Source organism: Pseudoalteromonas sp. SWYJZ12, assembly GCF_015864395.1.
Lineage (GTDB): Bacteria > Pseudomonadota > Gammaproteobacteria > Enterobacterales > Alteromonadaceae > Pseudoalteromonas > Pseudoalteromonas arctica.
Genome location: NZ_JADYXH010000005.1, coordinates 15,589 through 39,856 on the forward strand (window position 1 = coordinate 15,589; position 24,268 = coordinate 39,856).

19 protein-coding genes are annotated in these 24,268 nt (G+C 38.1%); 5 read left to right on the forward strand and 14 right to left on the reverse strand.

Translation table 11 applies throughout. The features are described from left to right. Positions 1-175 precede the first annotated feature (175 nt). Positions 176-1,531, forward strand: a complete 1,356-nt coding sequence (gene glmM, locus I6F42_RS08000; RefSeq protein ID WP_197151734.1) for a phosphoglucosamine mutase — start codon at positions 176-178, stop codon at positions 1,529-1,531. An 87-nt stretch (positions 1,532-1,618) separates the two neighbouring features. Here the strand turns inward: glmM and I6F42_RS08005 are convergent, their stop codons facing one another. The 8 genes from I6F42_RS08005 to I6F42_RS08040 form a co-directional block, all read right to left on the reverse strand. Beyond that, on the reverse strand, positions 1,619-2,647 hold the full coding sequence (locus I6F42_RS08005; RefSeq protein WP_197151735.1) for a hypothetical protein: 1,029 nt from the start codon (positions 2,645-2,647) through the stop codon (positions 1,619-1,621). Between the two features lie 436 nt (positions 2,648-3,083). Continuing rightward, positions 3,084-4,238 (reverse strand): Arm DNA-binding domain-containing protein, encoded by a 1,155-nt coding sequence (locus I6F42_RS08010; protein WP_197151736.1) that lies wholly within the window; start codon positions 4,236-4,238, stop codon positions 3,084-3,086. Positions 4,239-4,503: 265 nt separating this feature from the next. Next, positions 4,504-5,781, reverse strand: a complete 1,278-nt coding sequence (locus tag I6F42_RS08015; RefSeq protein WP_197151737.1) for a hypothetical protein — start codon at positions 5,779-5,781, stop codon at positions 4,504-4,506. Further along, on the reverse strand, positions 5,778-8,153 hold the full coding sequence (locus I6F42_RS08020) for a site-specific integrase (RefSeq protein WP_197151739.1): 2,376 nt from the start codon (positions 8,151-8,153) through the stop codon (positions 5,778-5,780). The genes I6F42_RS08015 and I6F42_RS08020 overlap by 4 nt, the downstream gene beginning before the upstream one ends. Positions 8,154-8,329: 176 nt before the next feature. Then, entirely contained in the window at positions 8,330-8,572 is a 243-nt protein-coding gene (locus I6F42_RS08025; RefSeq protein ID WP_197151741.1) for a hypothetical protein, read from the reverse strand. After that, on the reverse strand, positions 8,565-10,145 hold the full coding sequence (locus I6F42_RS08030) for a hypothetical protein (RefSeq protein WP_197151743.1): 1,581 nt from the start codon (positions 10,143-10,145) through the stop codon (positions 8,565-8,567). The genes I6F42_RS08025 and I6F42_RS08030 overlap by 8 nt, the downstream gene beginning before the upstream one ends. Positions 10,146-10,158: 13 nt before the next feature. Next, complete coding sequence (locus I6F42_RS08035; protein WP_197151745.1) at positions 10,159-10,632, reverse strand: hypothetical protein; 474 nt, start codon at positions 10,630-10,632, stop codon at positions 10,159-10,161. Positions 10,633-10,991: 359 nt separating this feature from the next. Further along, positions 10,992-11,459 (reverse strand): hypothetical protein, encoded by a 468-nt coding sequence (locus I6F42_RS08040; protein WP_197151746.1) that lies wholly within the window; start codon positions 11,457-11,459, stop codon positions 10,992-10,994. A gap of 578 nt (positions 11,460-12,037) precedes the next feature. Between I6F42_RS08040 and I6F42_RS08045 the strand changes: the two genes are divergently transcribed. The 4 genes from I6F42_RS08045 (at position 12,038) to I6F42_RS08060 (ending at position 17,506) form a co-directional block, all read left to right on the forward strand. Further along, positions 12,038-13,135, forward strand: a complete 1,098-nt coding sequence (locus I6F42_RS08045; protein ID WP_197151747.1) for a hypothetical protein — start codon at positions 12,038-12,040, stop codon at positions 13,133-13,135. 559 nt (positions 13,136-13,694) lie between these two features. Further along, the gene (locus I6F42_RS08050) at positions 13,695-14,369 is read left to right on the forward strand and encodes a cold-shock protein (protein ID WP_197151748.1); all 675 of its coding nucleotides are present in this window, start codon (positions 13,695-13,697) and stop codon (positions 14,367-14,369) included. Between the two features lie 654 nt (positions 14,370-15,023). Further along, positions 15,024-16,190, forward strand: a complete 1,167-nt coding sequence (locus I6F42_RS08055) for a nucleotide sugar dehydrogenase (RefSeq protein ID WP_197151754.1) — start codon at positions 15,024-15,026, stop codon at positions 16,188-16,190. A 305-nt stretch (positions 16,191-16,495) separates the two neighbouring features. Further along, positions 16,496-17,506: an NAD-dependent epimerase gene (locus I6F42_RS08060; protein WP_197151756.1), complete on the forward strand. Its 1,011-nt coding sequence runs from the start codon at positions 16,496-16,498 to the stop codon at positions 17,504-17,506. A gap of 300 nt (positions 17,507-17,806) precedes the next feature. Here the strand turns inward: I6F42_RS08060 and I6F42_RS08065 are convergent, their stop codons facing one another. The 6 genes from I6F42_RS08065 to surA form a co-directional block, all read right to left on the reverse strand. Next, complete coding sequence (locus I6F42_RS08065) at positions 17,807-19,822, reverse strand: methyl-accepting chemotaxis protein (RefSeq protein WP_197151759.1); 2,016 nt, start codon at positions 19,820-19,822, stop codon at positions 17,807-17,809. A gap of 136 nt (positions 19,823-19,958) precedes the next feature. Further along, positions 19,959-20,777, reverse strand: a complete 819-nt coding sequence (locus I6F42_RS08070; protein ID WP_010555247.1) for a symmetrical bis(5'-nucleosyl)-tetraphosphatase — start codon at positions 20,775-20,777, stop codon at positions 19,959-19,961. Positions 20,778-20,785: 8 nt separating this feature from the next. Next, positions 20,786-21,175, reverse strand: coding sequence for a Co2+/Mg2+ efflux protein ApaG (apaG, locus tag I6F42_RS08075; RefSeq protein WP_007585091.1), 390 nt, complete (start codon positions 21,173-21,175; stop codon positions 20,786-20,788). Then, positions 21,159-21,965, reverse strand: coding sequence for a 16S rRNA (adenine(1518)-N(6)/adenine(1519)-N(6))-dimethyltransferase RsmA (rsmA, locus tag I6F42_RS08080; protein WP_007585090.1), 807 nt, complete (start codon positions 21,963-21,965; stop codon positions 21,159-21,161). Before rsmA ends, apaG begins: the two co-directional genes overlap by 17 nt. Then, complete coding sequence (gene pdxA / locus I6F42_RS08085; protein ID WP_010555248.1) at positions 21,962-22,954, reverse strand: 4-hydroxythreonine-4-phosphate dehydrogenase PdxA; 993 nt, start codon at positions 22,952-22,954, stop codon at positions 21,962-21,964. Before pdxA ends, rsmA begins: the two co-directional genes overlap by 4 nt. Before the next feature lie 5 nt (positions 22,955-22,959). After that, entirely contained in the window at positions 22,960-24,252 is a 1,293-nt protein-coding gene (gene surA, locus I6F42_RS08090) for a peptidylprolyl isomerase SurA (protein ID WP_197151760.1), read from the reverse strand. Between the last annotated feature and the right edge of the window lie 16 nt (positions 24,253-24,268).

Consider the following 24,268-nt stretch of genomic DNA (forward strand, 5'->3'; position numbering starts at 1 on the left):
CGCACTTTGTTGATGTAAAGGTATGTATTTAGCCTTATATATTAAATTAAATTTAAAGCGTGAGTTTAACTCGCGCTTTTTGTGTTTTGTAGTAAAGCTTTATTTTTAGAATAATAGAGTTAACTAAGACCAATGACGCGTATAGCGCGTTTGTAAAATTTATAAAGGAATAATTATGCCACGTAAGTATTTTGGTACCGATGGAGTAAGAGGTAAGGTAGGGACTTTTCCTATCACGCCTGATTTTGCAATGAAATTAGGCTGGGCTGCGGGTACTGTTTTAGCCTCTAGTGGTACAAAAGAGATTTTAATAGGTAAAGATACACGTAATAGTGGTTATATGTTTGAGTCAGCAATGGAAGCAGGCCTTTCTGCTGCGGGTGTTAATGTTGCTTTTGTTGGCCCTATGCCTACCCCTGCAGTTGCTTATTTAGCATCAACCTTTAGAGCGGATGCAGGTGTTGTTATTAGCGCATCACATAATCCATATTACGATAATGGTATTAAATTTTTTAATAATTTTGGTACGAAGTTAAACGATGAGCAAGAGCTAGAAATTGAAGCTTTACTTGAGCAAGCATTAAATAATAACGCTATGCAGTGTGTTAGCTCAGAACGCTTGGGTAAAGCAAGACGCATTAACGATGCTGCTGGACGATACATTGAGTTTTGCAAAGGCATATTTGCTAAAGATTTAACACTTGAAGGTTTAAAAATTGTTGTCGATAGTGCAAATGGGGCTGCGTATCACATAGCACCAAATGTTTATGCAGAGCTGGGTGCTGATGTTATTAGCATTAACGATAAACCAAACGGTTTAAACATAAATGAGCAATGTGGTGCTACGCATCTAGATAGCCTTCAAGCCGCTGTACTTGAACATAAAGCAGACTTAGGTATTGCGCTTGATGGTGATGCTGACAGACTAATGCTTGTTGATGATAGTGGCGCTGTGATTGACGGTGACCAAATACTTTATATTTTAGCTAAAGCAGCAAAGCTGCAAGGAAAAATACAAGGAGGTGTTGTTGGTACACTAATGTCTAACCTCGGGTTAGAGCTAGCGCTTAAAGAAATGGATATACCATTTAAGCGCGCTAAAGTAGGTGATCGCTATGTTGTAGAGCAGCTTAAAAATACTGGTTGGAAACTTGGTGGTGAAGGTTCAGGCCATATTCTACACTTAGATTATGCAACCACAGGTGATGGTATTGTAGCTTCTTTATTGGTATTAACAGCGCTAATTAAGCAAAAGCAATCACTAAAAGACTATGTGGCCGGAATGCAAAAATTACCTCAAGTACTCTTAAATGTGCGTTTATCACAAAATAATGCGAATGAGATTTTAAATACTGATTCAGTGAAGCAAGCAGTAGTAGAAGCTGAAACACTATTGGCAGATACAGGCCGTGTTTTACTACGAAAATCAGGCACTGAACCATTGATACGTGTTATGGTCGAGTCAACTGATTCTGTCGCATCTCAAGCGCAAGCTGAGCATATTGCTACGGCAATAAAAGCGTTATTGTAAAAGAGTTTACTTTTTAGAGCGAGAATATTATAGCTCATAGGAAAACTGCCTCACAATGTGTGAGGCAGTGTCATATGTTATTGCTCACTACTTACAGTAAATGCAGCGTTGAGCTTCTTCGATAACGTCAATGACAACAGCTTTAATAAAATCTGTTGCAGGGCTATTGAGATCAATATCTTCGATATGCATAACTCGCTTAGGGATAGTAAGCTTGATTATGAAGTCCATGGTGATGGCATCCCAGATTGTAGACGTGCTCAAAGAGTCGTTACCTAATAAATAAAACTTTCTTTTTATTACCCATAAAGAGTCAGACATAGCTTCTTCAATGAGGTACGAGAACCTTTCAGCACCAAATTCGTCTATAGCGAGTTCTAAATACTCTTCATATGTAAAACTAGAAAAATTTATGTTTATAAACTCATTACTTAGCTCTCTCATGAGCATCGATGTTATTAAGGTAGATAATTCGCTCTGAATATGAGCTGACTCGAATATACTTACATATGCGCTTTTATTTATATCTAAAGGTTTTCCTAAATAACCAAATGTAGGTAGGTCTTCCTTGTTAATACCTATTGAGTAATTAAATAAGTCACAATAAAGTGTTGCGGTATTGATATCAAAAGTTGGACATATTTCTTTGTAGCCAGCAAGACTCTGAATTTTTTTAACACCACCTGTGTGCATGAGACGGAGATATCCGGTTTTAGTATCACTATTTTCTAATTGGTGACTGTTATGATCAAAATCACATTGAAGCCAGTAAAAGCCTTTATTATTTTTATTGCAATAATTAAAGCCTACAGATGACGGCTCTATTTCATGAAATAGGGGGGCTAAACTTTTGAATATGATAGTTTTAAGTATCTCTAGCGGAATGTCATATCCGCGACTTGCAAACTCTTTTTTTGCTTTAGGTATTGTAAAGTTACCATGAACGAGTTGTTTATTGGCTAATGCTTTTATTGAACCGATTTCTTTTTCAAAAAATATAGATGAAAAAAGACAATCGATAGTAGCTAGTTTTTTAAAAGGTAACTCACGTGCGGAGCTTATTTGTTCTCTAAATAAGTTCACAGACGCATCAAGGTTTTGGCGACTAAATAACATTTTTAAATTCCTAGTTGCAGGTGAGTAAGGCGTTTAAATTTCACCTAGAAATTTAATTATTTAAAACTTAAATAGTGTGAGGTTTATAACTTAATGATTCGGGTCGCCTTTTCCCGGGCCATATTACCCGTAGTTCTTACTTTTAAATAAGCTCTACTTTACAAGTATAAAATGAAAGTATACTGCCTTCAAGGTAATATTTTACACAAAATAGCTCGAATATTATTGAATAAGCTATTGGCTTTTCCAACATGGTAGAGCCTTCTTAAGTGTACAGCGCCTCGAGAGCCGATATTACCGCAATTGTTAATTAATGCTGCACCCTAAAATTAGCAAGGTATTAGTTCTTAAAAGCGCGATTTTATGTCGCGCCTATTTGGCACTAAGCTTGTTATTTAGCGCAATATATCTCGTATTTACTGGGTATCTAGTTTGCTCAAATAATCCCACGCTCAACCATCATTTCATTAAACGCAAACCCATCCTGCCTTGACGCATTAGCAACATAAGGCGCATATACTTCAAACAGTAAACGTGTATCGCTATGCCCTAACATATGTGAAATATAAAGCGGGTTTTCGTGCGCAGCAATATGCAGCACAGCCGCAGTGTGGCGTGTTTCGTAAGGGCGTCTACGTGCCAGGCCCGCTTTTTTTAGAGTGGGAAACCAAAGCTGCTTACTCACAAAGTGATTATCAAGTGGATTGGTCTTATGAGTAAATACAAACTCATTACTCGTTTGGCTTTTTAAGCGGTTGAACAATGCATAGAGTGTATCGCACATTTTTAATTCACGGCGTGACTTAGGTGTTTTTACATCACACAACTCACCATTGACCCAGTTATGGCGAATTCGAATCAATCTATGGTTGAAATCTATATCTCCCCAACGTAAACCGTGAACCTCACAGCTACGCATTCCTGTCCAAAAACGTACTTTAAAGTAATCTTTCCACTCAATAGGTGCCGCCTCTAAAAAGCATTGCACTTCATCAGCCGTTAGCGGGTTAGAATCAGCTCGCTCTTCTTTAAGTGTTTTGTATCGACGCATAGGGTAAGCAAAGTCATGCTCTTCAGCAGCCAAACTTAAAATCGCAATAAGTGGCCACAAGATGCCATTAATACGCTTGTTGGTGAGCTTTCGTCGACCATTCTTTTTTATCATCGTTAGGCTTTCACGAAAATAATCCACATTGGCGAGTGTAATTTCACTCACGAGGATATTCCCAAACTCAGGAATTAAATATTTATCGAGCGTATTGCGCATTACGCTTTGATAGCTCTTCTTCCATTTGGCTTTTTGTCTGTCAAACCATTCATTGGCGTAATCATTAAAAAACGGATAGAGGCGATCAGGGTCTTTAGTGCGTTGCAGTGTCTCAAACTTCGCGACTTTTTTGCTATCAGGAAAATAATCACGGTACTGAAACGTTTCTAAGTCAATTTCCGCGTTCATTTTTTTGAGAGTGGCATTGGCTTTTTTTAAATTAGCCGGTGTTGCCATGAGCTTGGTGCCTTCACGAAAGCGTTGCCCATAAAGGTGTAAATCAAATTGAATACGTCCATTTGGACGAATGCGAATGTGAGCCATAATGGCCTCCATTAGTTAGTCGATCTATAAATAGATCTATCCCTCACCAATGGAATTCGTTAGAATTAAGCCATCGGCTGGGTAGGGTTTAAACAGCTCGCAGCCGGTACGGGGTAGGGAGGTTGCCGCCTCTTTACCCCAACTGCTTATTTTATTTCTGGGTTGTGTTTTATACCACTGTGTTATAAGTAGTAAAAAGCCATGTTCTTTTAATCTTACTAACAAATATAATGACTGCTGTTTATTTGTCCAGTACTTTCTGTTTTTAATACTCATCTTCAAAGTCACTGTTAAAAAAACCATTCTTTTCTATTAGTTCTTCTGGCTCACTCGATCCTTTATTTTTGTCATTTTTATTGAGGCTCGCTAGCAGTGATGCTACTTTTTTATATTGGCTATCATCTCTTTCAATTGAAATGGTATGGGATGGCAGTATGTCATCTTTTGCGTAATACACGCCCAGTTTAAGTTTTCTACCTGCCTCTTGTATAATATCGAATTGCGCTGTTTTCGCGCCGACTAAATCTTTAATTTTGATGTTAATTAAATCTTTAGGTGAGAAGTGATACACCGAGTCTATTTCAGTGTTTTCACCGATTATTTCGGATACTTCAATTGGGAGAACAAACTCATAAGGCTCTGTAAAAAATGCTACCGCCGCTTGTTCTTTATTGAGGTATAGCATTGCACGGTTTTCTTTTTTGATAATTTTATATGCCTTTAAACAGTGTCTGAGTTCTTCTTTAAATGTATAAAAATCTAATACAAAATGAAGTAGGGTCTTCATTTTTGTAGGTGTTTTTGCCCGAAATTCTTCAATACCAGCCAATGAATGTGTGACCGTACACTCGTCTGTTTTAAACGTGAGTACCTCGCCTACCTGATCTATTTCTATATCACTACTGTTTGTGGTCTCACACAAAGCCGCGAGGTGCTTAGTGATTTTTTCTGTAATTATCAGCGGTGTAGTAAGGTCTAGAGTATCGGGCAAAGGCTTATCCCTTACTTCACCATCGCGTTGTATTCGTATGCAATCTTTTCTGAATTCAAGCAGCTCAAAGGGCAGGTTTTTTGTTGCCTCTTCAACCACTTTGGTAATAAGCGTTTTGGACACTTTTGAGGGCTTCATTTTTTTATTATCTTTAAGGTATTCTAAATGCTCAGGTTCTGCAGCACTGCATGTACAACGACGCAGTGCGACTGCATTATGTTTTGTATTTATATGTTGTAGTTCCATATAAAGGATTTGCTTGGAATCTGTACGTATATTTAATTCTATATCGGCTTTGGTCGTAAAATAATCGGGAAGTTGTTTTACAAAGCTTGCGTCAATAGCATACTTTTTATCCTTTATCCCCGTTGATTGATTGCTAAGCTTAAAATTGAACTGATTGCACAGTGGTTTTTTACCTTCAATAAATACTATCTTTTGCTCTTTTTTACTTACTATAACGGTGACCTTATTCTGTGGAGTACGTGTATCGATTTTGCTAGCAAGCTCTTTAAGTTGAGCATGGTTACTATGAGAGATGATAATTTTCATGTTTTATCCTTTTGAGATTGAATAGATTGTATAAATAACAATGTAAATTTGAGTACGTTGGGGGGAAGTTGTGTTTTAGGGCTTAGCAAAATCGTTAATTTTGTTTTGCCGATAGGGTGTTTACTAAGCGTAATTGTTTCGTTCTTTTGAGCGAACACCCTTTTAAGCAGTGCTAGTTTTTGTTCATTGTTAGTTTTTCTATTTACCGACAACGCAAACTCAACATTTAACCATTTCCACATTGCCTCCCTAAATACTGTAGAAAATGCATCTGCGTTTTTGCTATTACAGGCAAGCGCTACTTGCAGTGCTTGGCCATCTTTAGACAGAGCAAAGGGAGGTAAGTTTTTTAAAGCGGTGCATTGTTCTTTCGTAATTGATAGGTCGTGGTGTCGGCTTCCTTTATCCCAAATGAAGCTCAGCGCGCTCAGGTCAAATGCTTTACTTTTGTGCATGCTTATTAAAATAAAGCCTAATAATGTGTTATTGCTGGTGTTAATTGATTTCATCCAAGCTGAAGCGTGGTCAACGGTTGGGCGCGTTATGTTCGCTTGTATCTCTTTGACAAATACCTCGTTTCTAAGATCATTTTCACATGGTAAAATGGGTTCATTATGTTTTGGATCGAGTGCATTTTTATCGTAATGACGCCTAAGCTTGATTGATTTACGACGTAGGTCGTTAGAGTCAGGTTTTAGCCCTAATAAATAGCGCAGCTCACTGTGCGTATAGTTTCGCTGTGTATACGATGTATGAGCACGACTGATAATAGGTAGTAGCCAATCGATGTCGTGTAAATACGACCAACGTGTGGTGCTATAATGAATGTGACCAATTTGTAGGCCCATTTGATCTAAAAAAACGGCGTCATTTACTTCGCGCACTTCTCTGCCTTCAAGCCAATAATTAAACCTTCTAGCGACAGATTTACTTGATAGGACTTCACGCTCAAGTGGGGTTTGTCCACGTTGTTCATCAGGTGTATCACTCACACAATGTAGAGTTTGCAGCATAAATATATGCACGCCACTGTGGCGAAGATGGTGAAAATTAAGGTGTGTACCAAAGAAAAAACGCAACGCACGTGACACAGGTAATAGGTAATAGAGTTGCCGTGACTGGTACTTTTCACCTTCAAACCCTAAAAGTGGGTGATTACGCGGTGAGCCTTTTTTTATCTCAAAAAGGTATATAAATAAGGGACGATATTGCTGAGGGACGACGGTATATACCTTTCGAGATTTTTTACTTTTAGTTGTTCCTTCAGCGGTGTTAGTAACAGTTACGGTTAACAGCCCTGACTTAACGGTAAAGTGAATATCTTTACGGCGTAGTCTCAGCACTTCACCGCGGCGGAGCATAGCGTAAAAGCCCAATAGAGCAGCAATTGCACAAAATAAACTACGCAAAGGGTGGTTTGTTTGGTTATCTATAAGTGACTTAATTAGCAGATCACATTCATCAACATCTAAGCGTGCAGGGCTCACCGAAGGCGGCACAAAGGGAGGGCTAAAAAGTTCTAAATCAAGCGTATCTGTTTGCTCTTGGTAGCTTAAAAAGCGCAAAAATCTATAAAAAGTTGCCTTAACATTATTAGAATCTATAGAGTCATAAACTTTTTTAGCCCATGTATTAACTGCATTTTCGCTAATCGCATCTGCGTAACATAGCGGATAGGGCTCAAGTTTACTTTTAAGTGAGGTGTAGTTTTTAATAGATCCTAGTGCGAGGGGGAATTTTTTAACTCCCCCATTCAAAAGCAGTTGTTTTGTGTAATCAAACAGTAAGCGCGGTAGAATATTATTGGCATCCCAAAGAGGTGTTTCGACAGAATCCCAGTTCTCTGAGTCTTTAAGTAAAATTTCATGCGTCCAGTATATTCTTTTTTGTAATTTAGTTAATGAATCAAACCAATTGGTATTCCAATTGATAGCATAAATATCTGCTTCTTTTATATTTGATACAGTCATGCTGTTTGACAGGCCTACATGCCGCTCAGGGTAAGCCAAATCCTTAATAAAAATGGGGGGAAGTTTAAAGCGAAGGTACCAGCTTATTTGAAAAAGTTTTGGCCATAAAAACTCATTCGTATAGGGTAAGCCAGGTGAGTGTAAGTATTGACTTAAGCTTGTACAGAGTGCTTTAGTGCTTATTGGCTCAAGCGATTGTGCATAATAATCTTTAAGTATGCGATAGGTCATGAGTGGTAAGTGATAGTGTGTTACGCGTTGTTCATCTGAACCAGAGGTTATATGGTTAACGCGAAGGCGAGGGCAAGGAGCTTCATTAGTAATCGAATCGGGGTTATTCAAAATTGCAGTAATATGTGTGAGTGACAATGGAGCAACGTCATATCCTAACACTAAGGCCATAAAACATGGCGTTAACGGTATTCTTGTTTTAATGAAGTGTTGTTTTTCATCTGTGTAGTGGGAAAAAATGCGCTGTGCCTGTGCTGATCCTTTTGCAATATCTTCAAACCACTTATTATTTGCATCATTTATTGCTGATTCAATTTTCCCGGGTACTTGCCATTGACACGCACTCCCTAAGTAAAAGAGGACACCATCAAGTGCAAGCCGATAAGCTCTTTTTTTCCTGTGGGTATGGTATTGATCAACTTTTTTATAAGTCGAAGGTCTTGGGCCTCTACTGTACGCGCTTGCTTTTCTATAAATGAGCTATTTTTCAATACCCAGGTAATATCATCTCGTGAAGTACTTAAAGGCCAGGACTGAGTTAAAAAAGTGTCAATAGTCTCAGCATAATCAGGTATTAGTTGCTTACACATAAGTCATTACCTTTAGTTTTAAGCGTTTTGGAAGTGTATTTAGGTAGGTCTTTAATTCGTTAAATTTAGCAGGAGAAAGGAAGTCACTACCGAGGTGCTCACCTAGCTTTTCATGGCCCATGAGGCGATCAATATCTTGATCAAATAACTTTTCTGAGGCTGTATGACTATTAGCGCAATAGCAAAAAAAGTGACGTAATTGATAAGGCACCACATTCGGCCAAAGTTGATGCATGAATAAGCGTAACTTACGGCTGGTTAGTGCTTCTTGAGTGCCACCAATATCAATTTCATACCACAATTCATTCATGTCGAAGTGCGAATTAAATTGGATACGAACAGCCGATTGGAATACTAAATACTGTCTGATCTCATTCTGCAAATAGTCGCAAAGTATGAGTTGCCTATAACGGCCTTTATCTTTAATAAATACAATATCACCGCCAGAGTAATGGTCAGATAGTATACTTATACTATGGGTGGGTCTGGCGCCTGTAAGCACAATAAATAAAAACGCAATACGATAAGTCGCATTTTTATAGTACTCGTATAAGTCAGATCTATACATAAGAGGGTGTTTATCAATATCGTTATTCAGCGTAGACAGTATTTTAGGGTGCCTAGTTAATTTATCTAATTTTGAAAAAAACTCACTAACGTAGGTATCTTCTATCGAGCGTCTGCTTCCAAATTTAATTGCTTTGCTGCAGACTTTATCGCGACTGTGGTTTGTGTTATCAAGTTGAAACTGACTTATACGGCCTTGCTGCGATAACAAGTATTCCGCTTTTTTGGTGGGGGGGTCTATAAGGTTTACTGAGTGGTCTTTTTGAAACAGGTCGTAATAGCGGTATAATTTGGCTCGACGTGTTGCATCAATAAGGCGAGATAGGTAGCGATCTTGTGCCTCAAATATTTTATAACGAATACGATCACTATCAAGCGTTTGATAGTGCATTGCACTCTTGTGGTGTGCTTGCTGAGCTTCAATGAGCTGTACTGTAGTAATAGGACCAAGGGTATTATCTATTTGGACACATTGAGTAAAGTAACGAAAAAAGCTATTTTTTCTGACTCGAGGCTCTGCGGCTAAAGCCCGTGGCGTTTTCCATGTAGCATGCATCAACTCGAATAATGTTATTTTTCCTTTTTTTGTTAAAAAAGGGGTATCGTAACTTTGAGCCGCAATAAAGCTTTGAAAAAACTTATTAAGCTGAGGCGGAAGTGGCTGCCATAAGTACACTGTATTATTTTTGTCTTTACATAGCCTTGCATACTCAGCCCAAGATTCCGTACCATCAAAATAGGTTCTAAAAGCGTGCTCTTGGCAAGGTGTTGAGCCTGAAATTTTAATAAAGTCAGGTATATCTCTTGGATCATCAATACTCCCCCAATCTTGAGTTAGCCATATAAACAGGGCAACAATGCTCATTGCCGTTCGCTCTTTCTTATCAACCTTCGCCAATTTTTTTAATAAAATAGCCAATGTTACAGCGTGGCCAACTGCATCTGGATAGCAGCCGCCTGCATTTTTTAAACGGTTGCTTCTTGCCACATGTTCAAATGAACTCATAGGAACTCCTGCACTATCGAAAAGTTGAAGACGACGTATTAGCTAAGTTTGCCAATAATGATTTTTTAGGACGTGAGATCCCTTGCTCATCAAAGCAGGTGAGGCGATTGCGTAAATTTTTATTAAAATTTGCTTTTAAAGAATATGTAAATGCGGGGTCACAAAGTAAGGTCGATCTCAAAACAAGCTCAACAGCGTCACTTGGATAAACCAATAACTTTAAGTTAAGCTCGGCGTATAATGGATGAGCTTTAAAGCGTTCAAGCACTCCACTGGGCGCGAGTGCGAAGTAGGTATCATCATTAGCAACTTGGCTCACTGGCAGTGGATGTAAATCTAGCAACGTTTGTATTTCTTGAATTGGTAACTTATTAATACACAGTGAGGGACTTAATTTCAGTACATCATTTTCTATAAGCTTATTAAGCAATGGGTGCGCCTTTAACTTAGCTTTGAATAATGGGATTGATTTCTGTTTATATAGCATAGTGTTCACCTATTTTTTAAGCTCATCACATTTGATGTAGCTTGAGGACGTTTTCTATACTTTTTGATTATATTGTTGATTTATACGTTGTCTATTTTTGGTACATTTATTTTCAATAGCTTAAATATTAAGTGATATTGGCTTTTAAATGATGCAAGAGAAAACTCGATGGGGAAATTTAAGTTTTAATCGACTGAGCGCACTAGTCAGCAATAGGCGTTAATCTAACAAAGGTCATAAGAATTATAAGCAGTGGCTGCGAGAAAACGTGACTTGTAACCTTATTTTAGACACGAACATAGAGAAAGTGTGATCTAAAATGACTCAACGGCTAAAAAAGCGTAGCTGTATTGGTAATCCTATTGATACGGGTTCTTTTCTTTATCGATTTCTTTTAATATTTGCTCAAGAGGAACTGTATCTAAAGCTTCAATAAGACTCATATCTAGATCGTAGTTGAAGGAATTAAACCAAAGCGCTAAATCCCAGTTTTTATAATCGCCATCGAGTATTTTTAAAATACGGGCTATAACAGGTCTTACAACACCTGCATCGAATTGAAAGGCAGGGTAGCCATGATTGGATTTTTCGCTTGTTTGTGTGACAGAAAAAAGGATTTTATCTTCTTCCATAAGCTCAAGATCACTCTGAGTGTATAGTTTGTCTAGTGATAGGTAGTCTATGACTTGTTGCGGTGTAAGTATTAATAAGTGTTTTGTAAATTTATTTATCTCATTAAAATAAATTTCATGTTGTTTTGTTGGTGCCTCGTTTACGCTTTTTAAATTTAGAACGTCGATAAAAAACCTTTCATATTTACACGTCATTTTAATCCCCTATATAAGCCCATTATATAAACCTTATTGTAGCGCTCTAGAAGAGCATTGGGTGTTTTTATTTTATCCTTCCAGCCCCTAAATTTTTGATGGTATAAACCAATTGAGAGATTTATTAACTCCTGTTAATTACAGCCCTTTTTGAACGCACGGATACCCCATACATAACTTCAGTGGTGAAGTAGGTAACTTAACTATTCATGAATTCATCTAAGTCTGACTTGTGCCAAATAGGATAAAGTTGCAATTATAAATGCTTACTCTTTAAATAAATATTAGTTATTTATTATTGCAAAAGCATTGAAATCTAGAATGTAAAAAGTAAAATATATACGAGATAGGACTCTAAATTATATGGAATTTTAATGTTCAATAAATGTTCAGTAATAATGTTTTCGTGCACCCTCATTGCTTGTAACACTACAATGCATACAGCGCCAGAACCTTTGTCATTTGAAACACATTCATCAAATTACTCAGCCTTTCCCACTATGTATGGTTACCTTGAGAAAATAGATGAGGGCTACGTATTTTCTAAGTTCAGGTTGCAACCAACTTCGGGGCCATGGGTGAAGTTAAATGATATGTCGCCGGCGTTTAATGTTAGCCCCAAAGAAAACTACTGCTCTACAGATAGCTTAACGGGCTCAAAAGGAAATAACACCGGATTGTGTGATACAGACGGCCCCTTATTTAGAACGATGACAGTATCCCTTGAAGAAGGTGTAGCAAGTGCGATGGGGGTTATTGGCACTGCATTTAGTCTAGGATTGTTGTCACCCATAGCGCGAGGGATATATGGCACTGAGTTCGATGAGAGCGCTTATGCTTTAGCTGCTCGTGAAGCCGTGAAAAAAGTCGATCTTGAAAATATGTTTTTAGCACTGTCGACACATAATAAGAGAGCAGGATCTGCATATACGCACTTAATTGAAAAATTAGATAAAACTACATCTGTTATTAGAGAAAACGTAAGCATAAAGACGGTTGATAATAGTAAGATCTATACACAGAGTGTGGGTGAAGAAAAAGTACGCGTTAGCATTCAAAATAAACCAGAGAATCCGAGTTCGGGCATAAGTAAAGCATGGGCAAGTACTGGGGAAATGGATGCATTATTTAATGCGTATATTACGCAATTAGGAAACGATGTAAAATTTTCACTGACGTGTTATCCAATCAATAATTGGCAGACAAAAATTGATAATTGCACCAAAACGTGGAGGTTGGATCAAAAAATAGCAAAGCACCAAGTGGTGTATTCAATTGAGAGTCAAAATAAAAGGTTACTCGATTTCACTCCCCGCTACCACAATGAAGATATAGTGCTCTACACGTCAGGCGGTGATCAAACGTTATATATAGAGAATAAATCTGATAGCTTTATAGATTTGATGTCACTATCAATTTATATAAATAACGATGTATCTACTTATAGTAATATAAATATGCAACTTTCCCCTCATACTTATCGATCAGTAAGATCACTTCATAGATTTGAAAATTTTAGAAAAAACATGGCCCTCTATACAGTTACAAAAGATGACTTAATGAAAAAGTATAGGTTAGGCGCTGCTGTTAAATACAGGATAACAGGTCCAAACAGTGAAAAAACAATGCTTGAGTATGAAGAAAAAAGTGGCTTATCTTTAGGTGAGCGACCTTAAGGGTACATTAAACAGTAAGTCTTTTTAAATAGGGACGAATTTCTCCCTAGTCTAGACGAAATAGTCATTAAGATTACATGTCCTATTGTCTGAAATACCCTAGTAAAAAAGTTTTGTGTTTCTGAGCAAAGTTAAGTGTTCAAAGGTCTATAGGCGAAAAGTGTAGCTTACTGGTAGGTCTATATTCCTCTACAAAGGATTAACAATATATGAAGTACATAAGATTTGCTACGAAGGCTATTCTTAACTCTATACGTTCATACTGCATCTGAGCTGAACATTTTTAACTACAAAAATACTACATCCAAGACTGTATTATAAAAGCCATTTCTGAAATATCTTTTATTGATAATAAAGGAGGGGGCTTAGTTTTATTTTATAAATGTTCAACTAGTTAATAGCAAATATAGCCTTGATTTTCGATAGATGTTAAAGGGGGATTATCAAATCAAGCAAGTCTTAATTTTCTTTCAAAAGCGTTTGGAGCTAGCGCTAATTGCCTCTGCTTTACGGGAATGCAGAAACAACCATTATTTAAACATAAATATAGGGAATAGTAGTGAAAGGTAAAGTTGTATCATATATAAAAAGTAAAAAATATGGATTTATTAATGGGGATGATGATGAAAGCTATTTTCTTCACTTTACAAATTTACTCAATAGCGCAGATGAAGCTAAGCTTGTTAAGGGCGTTGTAGTTGAATTCACTCCTATACCTACCCCTAAAGGGTTAGCTGCAAAAAAAATCATAGTCCCTCGTGTTTATTTTAAAAGTGAGCCCGTTAAATTTTTTATGAGCAAATACCCCAACCCTAAACATGGTCACGTGGAAAAAAGGTTGCCCCTAAGCACTCAATTTTTCGAAAACCCTGATGAAGGGAGGGAGCATATAAAAAAGCTTGCTGTTGAAGCCGGTTGTAATGCAATACTTAACTTAAAATATGAGAAAGACACATTTTCATCCGGAAACTACCAATATTCTGTACATGCTTTTAAGGGTGACTTTGCAATCGTTACTCAGCGTATACCGTGTGATATAAAAGAAGAAGCGGCTGAAAGTGTTAAACTAATTAAGGAATTAATTGAAGCCTTTACAAGTCAGTTTCAGGCTGTATGTGAACAGGAGAGTGAGAAAAGAAGAAAGCAACTAGAAGGCCCTGGACCAGGAGATTATACTGGGTGCCTATTTATACTTATAACTCTTCTTATTTTTATGTTAATAGTTACTTCGTAAGGGGGCCCAAGGTAACCCCCTATAGAACAATCATATTCAGACACGGCGAGTATCTTTTTAGGTGCATTATTGGGTACGTTGGCAGATAAAATGTGTATTTTTACACATTTTTATCTCAGCCATTTGCTAGGTGGAAGTGTCTCAAAGAGCCAAATTCAGACATTTTTATGTCTCATGAAAAAAGCTAAATAGGGCGTAAAGTCTTGCTATATAAGGGCTGGCGGGGAGGGGAGTGTTTTCTTCTAATAGCAGGAACTATTATTAGATAAAGAACTTACATAACGAAATTGAGGTATTGACTTCATGAGGAATGGCTTTGTTTTTCACTTTGACTAATTTAGGTGCTTTTACAGCCTCTTATATTTAGACCGATATTTATAAAATTTTGAAGTTGGTAACTTGTTTTCCCTACAAAACGCGTCAATAAATAAGCTGCTGGTTTGTTACTGCCCAATCAATTTTTGCCAGTCATTAAGGGGTCTTTGTGTGCATAATATCTACAGTAAAAAACTGAGATCATTTTCACTTGATTGAATTCACTCTGCTAGGTGTGGTTGCTCGGATATTTACGAAAATAATAAACTTTTTGCTTGTTCGTTTTCTCTGCTCGCTCTGGTAAAATAATAAAAATATTTTTAAATATAAAGGATTAATATGAAAATTGCTGTGGTCGGTACGGGCTATGTAGGCCTTTCTAACGCAATGCTTTTGGCGCAGAATAATGAAGTAGTTGCATTAGATATAGATGAGCAAAAAATAGCACTTTTAAATGATAAAAAGTCACCTATTGTTGATATCGAAATTAGTGAGTTTTTAACACGAAGTGACTTAAACTTTACAGCCACTGCAGACAAAATGGTAGCCTATAAAAATGCTGATTTTGTCATTATAGCTACACCCACTGATTACGATGTAGAAAACAATTACTTTAATACAAGTTCTGTAGAAGCGGTAATTAAAGATGCGATAGCGCATAACCCAAATGCAGTTATGGTCATTAAATCGACGGTACCTGTTGCTTTTACGCAAAGTATTAAAGAAAAACTTGGCATTAATAACTTAATATTTTCGCCAGAGTTTTTACGTGAAGGTAAAGCGCTGCACGATAACTTATACCCATCGCGTATTGTTGTTGGTGAGCAAAGCGAGCGTGCAGGTGTGTTTGCCAACTTACTTAAACAAGGCGCTATAAAAGAAGATATTGAAGTTCTTTTTACTGACTCAACAGAAGCTGAAGCGATTAAGCTTTTCTCAAATACTTATTTAGCAATGCGCGTCGCTTATTTTAATGAGCTCGATAGCTACGCAGAAACCCATGGTTTAAATAGTAAACAAATTATACAAGGTGTTAGCTTAGATCCGCGTATTGGTAGCCATTACAATAACCCATCATTTGGTTACGGTGGTTATTGTTTACCAAAAGATACTAAGCAGTTACGTGCAAACTATGCAACTGTACCTAATAACATTATTGGTGCGATAGTTGACGCCAATACCACACGTAAGGACTTTATTGCTGACTCAATAATTAAACGTAACCCCAAAGTGGTTGGTGTTTATCGCTTAGTAATGAAAACAGGATCTGATAACTTTAGAGCCTCTGCTATTCAAGGCATAATGAAGCGTATTAAAGCCAAAGGTATTGAGGTTGTAGTTTACGAACCAGTACTTGAAGAGGATGAATTCTATCATTCTCGTGTCATTAAAGATTTAAATGAGTTTAAGCAAATATCGGACGTTGTTGTATCTAATCGTATGGTTGATGAGCTTAGCGATATTGCAGATAAAGTTTATACGCGTGATTTGTTTGGTAGTGATTGATTGAAATAATAGCAACTAGCTGAAAGGCTTACAGTTAAAAACTAGGTTTTTTGTGCGTGAGTAAGCTTCACGCCTTGTATCTACGACTCAGCCGTATAATTGCGGTGTTATTGTTGTAGGCGCCTTGTTAGCGCGTTGACGTTAGCAAATAAGCATAGCTTTAAAAGTTAAAGACATTTAGGTAAAAATACGGGCTAGGATAGAAGAGTCTAGGCAGTTATCAAAAATGATATCTGCCTTAATGAAAACTATTGAAACTTGGGATTAGGCTTTTTGACCTTTGACCTAAAAAAATTAAGGTGTTTATGAAATATTTAGTAACGGGTGCTGCTGGTTTTATTGGTGCGGCAACATGCCAAAAGTTGTTAGCGACCGGCCATGTAGTAGTCGGTATTGATAATCTTAACGACTATTACGATGTAAATTTAAAACTAGCTCGTTTAGCGCAGTTTGAAAGCCATGAAGCGTTTACATTTATTAAGCTTGATATAAGTGAACGCCCAGCAATGAGCGAGTTATTTAAAGCACAGCAGTTTGATAAAGTAATACATTTAGCAGCGCAAGCAGGTGTTAGGTATTCAATAGAAAACCCCGATGCTTATGCCGATTCTAATTTAGTAGGGCACTTAAACGTGCTTGAAGGGTGTCGTAATAATAAAGTTAAACACTTAGTTTATGCTTCATCTAGCTCCGTATATGGCTTAAACGAGAAAACACCGTTTGAAACAACTGATAGTGTTGACCACCCAGTGTCGTTTTATGCTGCAACTAAAAAAGCAAATGAGCTAATGGCGCATAGCTATTCTCACTTATATAGCTTACCTACAACAGGACTGCGCTTTTTTACTGTTTATGGTCCATGGGGTCGCCCAGATATGGCACCGTATATTTTTACTAAAAAAATACTTGCTGGCGACACGATTGATATAAATAACAACGGCGATATGTGGCGTGATTTCACTTACATAGACGACATAGTTGAAGGCGTGGTACGTGCAGCCGATGTTATACCTGTTGCAAACCCAGATTGGAGAGTTGAAACCGGTTCGCCAGCATCTAGTTCTGCTCCGTATGCCGTTTATAACATTGGTCACGGTAGCCCAATAAATTTAATGAAATTTATTGAAGCCATTGAAGCTGAACTAGGTACTGAAGCTAAAAAGAACTTCCGTGAAATGCAAGCGGGTGATGTTTATAAAACTTATGCTGATACTACAGATTTATTTAATGCGACAGGTTATAAAGCGCAAGTTGGTGTCAAGCAAGGCGTTAGTGAGCTTATTAAGTGGTATAAAGATTTTATAAATAAAAGCTAGTATTTTCAGTTGTATAAGCGCGAAGTAAATTCGCACCTACAGGTTGTATGTTATGTAGGTGAGGTTTTATACCTCGCACATAAAATAAGTGATTGATATCACCACTGAGAAGGCAATGAGAAGTGAAAGAGTAAGATCCAGTCACTTCTCGGTGTAGCGCGTAGCGCCTCTGTGCTCTCGGTGGTAAAAATGTTTTGTAGATGAGGTTTTATACCTGGCAGATTCAAGTCTAAAGTAACTATAAACAAAAAACCCGATGATACACCGTATCATCGGGGTTTTTTAATCGTTTTAGTAAAGTTAAACTTTGAATTCGTCTACCGACAAGCGAAGCTCTTCAGCAAGTTTTGCTACTTCTGAGCTTGAAATATTAGTTTGGTTTGCACCCTCGGCTGTTTGCTCCGCAATGGCTACAATCGACTCAAGGCGTTCGCTAATTTCTTGCGCTACTTGTTGTTGCTCAAGTGCCGCAGTCGAAATCTCCTCACTTACATCGTGAGCTTGCGAAACGGCAAATGTAATTGAATCAAGTGCGCTACTTGCTAGGTCGGTTTGCTCAACACACGATACCGCACGTTGCTTACCTTTACTCATTGCCGTTACTGCAGCTTCAGCGCCTGTTTGTAGCGACTCAATCATTGCTTGTATCTCTTGGGTCGACTCTTGAGTTTTACTCGCTAGAGAGCGTACTTCGTCTGCTACAACCGCAAAGCCTCGTCCATACTCACCTGCACGTGCAGCTTCAATTGCGGCATTCAGTGCAAGTAGATTAGTTTGATCCGCTATGCCACGTATTACATCTAATATGCTGCCAATTGATGCGCTATCTTGATGCAGTTTATTAATAACTTGTGAAGCGTCATCTACTTCACGCGCTAATTGCTCAATCGTGGCTTTGTTGTTATTCGAAATACCTTTAACACGTTCAGCTTCTTTGTCAGCGTTTTTAATTTCGCTAAGTGCTTGTTGAGCGCTGTTGCTAACCGTTTGCGATGTACTGCTCATTTCGGTCGTTGCAGTTGCGGCTTGCTCAACTTGTGCTTGTTGGTTACGAATTGCTTGGCTTGATTCGGCGGTAATGGCTGATGTTTGCTCTGATGCTGCTGCAAGCTGAGTCGAGCGTGAAATAATGCCTTTAATTAAGCTGCGTAAGCTATCAATTAATGTATTACAACTTTTAGATAGTTCGCCAAATTCGTCTTTAGCGCTGTCGTCTAATCGTTGTGTCATGTCGCCACTGGCAACAATATCTAAAATACGGTTAACTTCAGCAAGAGGCTTAGTAATGCGACTAACAGTAATAATAGCAATCGCGATAGCTAAAATAGTTGCTATAACCATACCAACCCAAGTCCATAAATTAGCTGAGTCTACGTCGCTACGTACACCTTGCTGTAATTTGAACGCAACGTCACTTGCTTGATTAACTAACTCATCAATTTGGTTAAGTGCCATTTTGGTAGCTTGCTCTGACTGTGCAAGCTCTGATTGCGTAAGCGTAATAGAATCAATTAAACGCTTTTTGTTTGCAGCTAAGCCATTACTCCCCTTGATATTACTTTCTAAAATATCAACATACTCTTTTAGACTTGAATATAAGTCGCTGTGCGTTTGTTCTATTGCGGGCTGAATTAACGCAACGGTACGTATTACTTCTTCTAAGTAATACGTTTGCTCGTTTTTAACGATGTCGAGTGTATTAAGCGTTTTAACGGTTAGCATGTCGGTGCTGTTACTAACTACCGACATAAAGTTGTTTTCTAAATTATTTGCAGCTTGATAAGCACGTGGATAGTTCTGCTCAAACCCATCTATATCAATAATATCAAGTACAACTGAATTGGCATCCTCAGCTGTAAGCTCAATGCTTTCGAGTTGTGCATTCAAAGATTTATTAAGCGCAAGTTGTTTGCTTTTGTCTTCTAATAAATTTTCAACAGTACTTAAAAAGCTTAAATAGGTTTTTTCTACGTTTTGGCTACTTTGATTAAGTGCCGTATCGTTTTTTACTACGTCTTGAAGTTCACGATGAAGGGTATTGAATAACTGTTTTTGTTCAAGAACATGTGCTTTTATCGGCGCAAGCTCATTGGCCGATGTGGTGTAAAAGCTCGCTTGGGCTGCTTTACTCATTAAAATAAATTCGGCTTGTAGTTCTGAGCTTTTATTCAGTGCTGGAAGTGATAGTTGATTCACTTTTTGAGTGGAACGGTCAATATTTGCAATTTTTATTAAGGAGTTACCACCAATTATTAATAATAATAAGGTGATAAATATAAAACCACCCCAAATACGTTGGCTTACTGTCAGGTTCATAAGATTTCCACTCAAAAGTACTTCAATTAAGACTTATCGGCTTTAATTCAGATAAGTTAAGTAATTAAAATCAATTACTTTAACTAATTCTAACTATTAATTTATAAATCTAACAGATGTATTAGTTTTTTTCAGTTTATTTAGACGAAAGGTGGGATTTTTCAACAATTATTTTTTTAGTACTTAGCTCCATTAGAGTCATGGTGTTACCCCATACACAGCCTGTATCTAAGGCGTGAACTCGTGGATTACCTGTCCTACCTTCAAGTGCTGCCCAGTGGCCAAAAATAATATCGTGTTTCGTTTTAGCTATATTCGGATGGTTAAACCAAGGAGTTAGTGTTTGGCTATCGGTTATTGCACCCTTTGCATTAAGCTCAAGTTTGTTATCACTTGTTAAAAAGCGCATGCGGGTAAAATAGTTAACTATGTATCTAAATTTTGCAAAGTCATCAAGATTGCTTGACCACTCAATAGGATGAGGCTGATACATGTGTTCAAAAAACGCTTTAGCATTGTTTGATTGATAACAGTTTTGTGCAAATTGTGCTTGTTTTAGCGCATCTTCAATAGACCAATCGGGGTTTAATCCGGCATGAGATATAAAGCAGTTATGTTTTATAAGCTCTAAGGCCAATGGTTGGGTTTGTAAAAAGGCGATGTAACGCGCTAATTTTGGGCTTTCAAATATTGGGTTTAGTTTATCTTTTGGATTAGTAGGTTTGTTAAGAAAGTAGCAGGCAACCATGTGGAGGTCGTGATTGCCTAAAGTGATGGTCATGCTATTTTGATGTTGATAAATATAGTCTAAGCAGGCTAGGGAGTCTGGCCCGCGGGCAACTATGTCGCCAACTAAATAAAGGTGATCTTTACTTGGGTTAAAATCAACACGTTGCAAAAGGGTGTTAAATTCACTAAAACACCCTTGTAAATCACCTATCGCATAATCTGCCATCTAATTGCTTAATGCAAAATGTTAGGGCAAGCCAAACGAAACACATTAATAGGCGCCTGAAACTCAGAGCCAAACTCATTGCGTAACGTGTAATGGCCTTGCATAGTGCCTACAGGTGTATCTAAAATTGCACCGCTGGTGTATTTATAGCTCTCGCCTGGGCCAATGTCTGGCATTTCGCCAACAACGCCTTCACCTTCTACTACCACTTCTTTGCCATTTGCATCGGTAATTAACCAATAGCGGCTCAGTAATTTTGCACTACATAAACTATGGTTTTTAATCGTTACTGAGTAAGCAAATACGTATTTTTCAAGCTCAGGTTGAGATTGGCCTTCTACGTAAAATGTTTCTACAGATACCTTTACAGGCGATCCAATATTACTGCTTGTTGTCATAAATCCAGTTAGCTATATCAATAAATTGTTGTAAAGATAAGCGCTCAGCACGCAGCGTTATATCAATGCCAATGCTAGTAAGCTCTTCTGCAGTTAGTAAATTACCTAAACTGTTACGCAGTGTTTTACGGCGTTGATTAAAGGCTTCTAAACACACTGTGTTTAATATCTTAACGCTTTTTGCTGTACGTTGCTCTGGCTTCTTAGGTATTAAACGTATAACCGCAGAGTCAACTTTTGGCGCTGGTTTAAAGCACTCAGGTGGTACTTCAACAACCGGCATTGCATTACAGTAGTATTGAGTCATTACGCTTAAGCGGCCAAATGTTTTACTACCTGGGCCTGCTACCATGCGTTTTACTACTTCTTTTTGAAGCATAAAGTGCATGTGCTCAATATGATCTGAAAATTCAAAAAGATGAAACAATAACGGTGTCGAAATATTGTAAGGTAGATTACCAAACACTTTTAATTTTTTGTCGTCGCGAACCAAGCTTGCAAAGTCAAACGTCATTGCATCGCCTTGGTTAACGGTTAATTTAGGACCCAAAAATGGGTGTTCAATTAATCGTTGCGCTAAATCTTTATCTAATTCAACAACCGTTAAATGGCCGCTTAATTCGGCTACTGGCTCAGTAATTGCGCCAAGGCCTGGGCCAATTTCTACTAGGTTGTCTTCTGGTTTAGGATCGATCGCAGAGACTATTTTATCGATAATAGATTCATCAAATAAAAAGTTTTGCCCAAAACGCTTACGAGCGCGGTGTCCTAAATGTACTTTATCGGTCATTGATTTTGTGCTTTTTCTTGGGCGAGCTTAATTGCTTCGCGGATCGCTAATTCAAAACTGCCAACGTCAGCTGTAGCAGTCCCTGCTAAATCGAGTGCAGTACCGTGGTCAACTGATGTGCGGATAAATGGTAAGCCAAGGGTAATATTTACCGATTTACCAAATCCTTTGTATTTTAGCACAGGTAATCCCTGATCGTGATACATAGCAAGTACTGCATCTGCTTCAGATAGGTATTTATCTTGAAATAAGGTATCGGCCGGTAGTGGGCCAATTAAATTCATACCTTCGCTTCTAAGTATCTCAAGCGTTGGCGTGATTGTTTCTATTTCTTCACGACCTAAATGGCCATCTTCACCGGCATGCGGATTTAAGCCACACACTAAAATACGTGGTTTTTCTATACCAAACTTAGTTTGTAAGTCGTGATTTAAAATACCCGCTACTTTAGTTAAACGCTCAGGTGTAATTGCACGCGATACATATGCTAGTGGAATATGAGTGGTTACAAGTGCAACGCGTAAGCCCTCTGTTGCAAGCATCATAACTACATCAGCAGTATTTGATTGCTGCGCAAAATACTCAGTGTGCCCACTAAACGAAATACCTGCTTTGTTAATTATGCCTTTGTGGACAGGGCCTGTAACAACAGCATCGAAGGTGCCATCCATGTTTTTTTCGCTTGCTATACGCAAGGTATCTAACACGTATTGTCCGTTACCGTCGTTTAGTACGCCAAGTTCTACATCAACCCCTAAATCAACTTGATGAATATACAAGCTGCCAGCAGGTGCCGCGATGGCGGGTGCATTATCATCAAATTTAATTAAGTTTATTGTTAAGCCTAAATGTTTTGCACGCTCTTTTAATAGCTTGCCATCGGCAATCGCTATAAGTTGAACATCCCACGCTTGCTGAGCAAGCGTGAGTAGCAAATCTGGGCCAATACCGGCGGGTTCACCCGGTGTAATCGCAATTCTTAAGGTCATATTTATTAATCTGTTGGGAAAATATCAACGTGAGCTTGCTCGCGCATTTCTTGCTGCCAGTTAAAACTTTCTTCCTTAAACTTACGGTTAAATAACATACCGTGAGCACGGTTACGTTTGGCTAGCTCAGTTTTATCAGCTACACGTTTACCAAGTAACTGCACAATATGCCAACCAAACTGTGTTCTAAACGGTTCGCTTATTTCGTCTTGCTTAAGAGAAAGCAATGTATCTTTAAACGCAGGTACGTAGGTAGTTGGATCTGTCCAATCGTACTCGCCACCTTTAAGTGCAGAACCAGGATCTTCTGAGTACTCTTTAGCTAACTTTCCAAAGTCAGCAGTGCCTGCGCGTAAGTCTTTTGCAAAGCCAGCAAGCATAGAGCGTGCTTTTTCTTCACTTAAAATAATTGAAGGTTTAATTAGTATATGACGTGAACGCACTTCAGTTGTTTCTACAACTTGTAGGCCACGAACATCTTGTACTTTAATGATATGAAAACCAGCACCAGAGCGAAGAGGGCCAACAATAGCGCCTTTCTTTTGGCCTTTTACTGCTTCAGCAAAAAGCGATGGCATTTCGTTAATACCCATGTAACCAAGCTGTCCACCTTCAAGTGCTTTAGAGCCGCTTGATGATGAAATAGCAATACGCTTAAATTCTTGGCCATCGTTTAACAGTTCAATAACTTTATCAGCACGTGTTTTGGCGCTAGCTATTTCGTCGGCTGTCGCATCATTAGGAATGTCTATTAAAATATGACCAATGTCGTACTCTTCAGCACTTTGTCCTTGGGTTTCCATTATTTTTAAAAGATTATCAACTTCTTGCTCGCTAATATAAATACGGCGATCGACATTGGCACGTGTTACTTGTTGTGTAGTAATTTCTTTACGAATTTCTTCACGGTAAGCTTGAAAGCTTTCACCGGCACCTTCAATAGTACGGCGTAAATCGGCAATTGTTCCGCCTTGCTCTTTTGCCATGCTTGCAAGAGTTTGATCTAGTTGGCTGTCTGAGATTTGTAATCCCATACGCTCAGCCATTTGCATCATAAGCGTTTGACTTACTAAACGCTCTATAGCTTGCACACGAAGTGTTTCATCTTTTGGTAGCTCTTGGCTTTGTTCTTCGGCTTGCTTTTTAACACGATTAATAATGGTGTCTACTTCGCTTTTTAAAATTACGCCTTCATTTACAATACCAATCACTTTATCTATTTCTACTGGTGCAGCAATTGCACTTTGACAAAGGCTGACACTTAAAACTGCTGATGTTAATAATTTTTTTAAATTCATATTCTTTTTACTACTC

What these genes read in the sequence shown, in the direction of transcription:
- I6F42_RS08030 (WP_197151743.1), bottom strand. Translation starts at nt 10,145, where the DNA reads ATGAGTTCATTTGAACATGTGGCAAGAAGCAACCGTTTAAAAAATGCA.
- I6F42_RS08025 (WP_197151741.1), bottom strand. Translation starts at nt 8,572, where the DNA reads ATGTGTAAGCAACTAATACCTGATTATGCTGAGACTATTGACACTTTT.
- I6F42_RS08070 (WP_010555247.1), bottom strand. Translation starts at nt 20,777, where the DNA reads ATGGCAGATTATGCGATAGGTGATTTACAAGGGTGTTTTAGTGAATTT.
- glmM (WP_197151734.1), top strand. Translation starts at nt 176, where the DNA reads ATGCCACGTAAGTATTTTGGTACCGATGGAGTAAGAGGTAAGGTAGGG.
- I6F42_RS08015 (WP_197151737.1), bottom strand. Translation starts at nt 5,781, where the DNA reads ATGAAAATTATCATCTCTCATAGTAACCATGCTCAACTTAAAGAGCTT.
- pdxA (WP_010555248.1), bottom strand. Translation starts at nt 22,954, where the DNA reads ATGACCTTAAGAATTGCGATTACACCGGGTGAACCCGCCGGTATTGGC.
- I6F42_RS08055 (WP_197151754.1), top strand. Translation starts at nt 15,024, where the DNA reads ATGAAAATTGCTGTGGTCGGTACGGGCTATGTAGGCCTTTCTAACGCA.
- surA (WP_197151760.1), bottom strand. Translation starts at nt 24,252, where the DNA reads ATGAATTTAAAAAAATTATTAACATCAGCAGTTTTAAGTGTCAGCCTT.
- I6F42_RS08040 (WP_197151746.1), bottom strand. Translation starts at nt 11,459, where the DNA reads ATGACGTGTAAATATGAAAGGTTTTTTATCGACGTTCTAAATTTAAAA.
- I6F42_RS08060 (WP_197151756.1), top strand. Translation starts at nt 16,496, where the DNA reads ATGAAATATTTAGTAACGGGTGCTGCTGGTTTTATTGGTGCGGCAACA.
- I6F42_RS08035 (WP_197151745.1), bottom strand. Translation starts at nt 10,632, where the DNA reads ATGCTATATAAACAGAAATCAATCCCATTATTCAAAGCTAAGTTAAAG.
- rsmA (WP_007585090.1), bottom strand. Translation starts at nt 21,965, where the DNA reads ATGACCGATAAAGTACATTTAGGACACCGCGCTCGTAAGCGTTTTGGG.
- I6F42_RS08065 (WP_197151759.1), bottom strand. Translation starts at nt 19,822, where the DNA reads ATGAACCTGACAGTAAGCCAACGTATTTGGGGTGGTTTTATATTTATC.
- I6F42_RS08010 (WP_197151736.1), bottom strand. Translation starts at nt 4,238, where the DNA reads ATGGCTCACATTCGCATTCGTCCAAATGGACGTATTCAATTTGATTTA.
- apaG (WP_007585091.1), bottom strand. Translation starts at nt 21,175, where the DNA reads ATGACAACAAGCAGTAATATTGGATCGCCTGTAAAGGTATCTGTAGAA.
- I6F42_RS08020 (WP_197151739.1), bottom strand. Translation starts at nt 8,153, where the DNA reads ATGGCCTTAGTGTTAGGATATGACGTTGCTCCATTGTCACTCACACAT.
- I6F42_RS08005 (WP_197151735.1), bottom strand. Translation starts at nt 2,647, where the DNA reads ATGTTATTTAGTCGCCAAAACCTTGATGCGTCTGTGAACTTATTTAGA.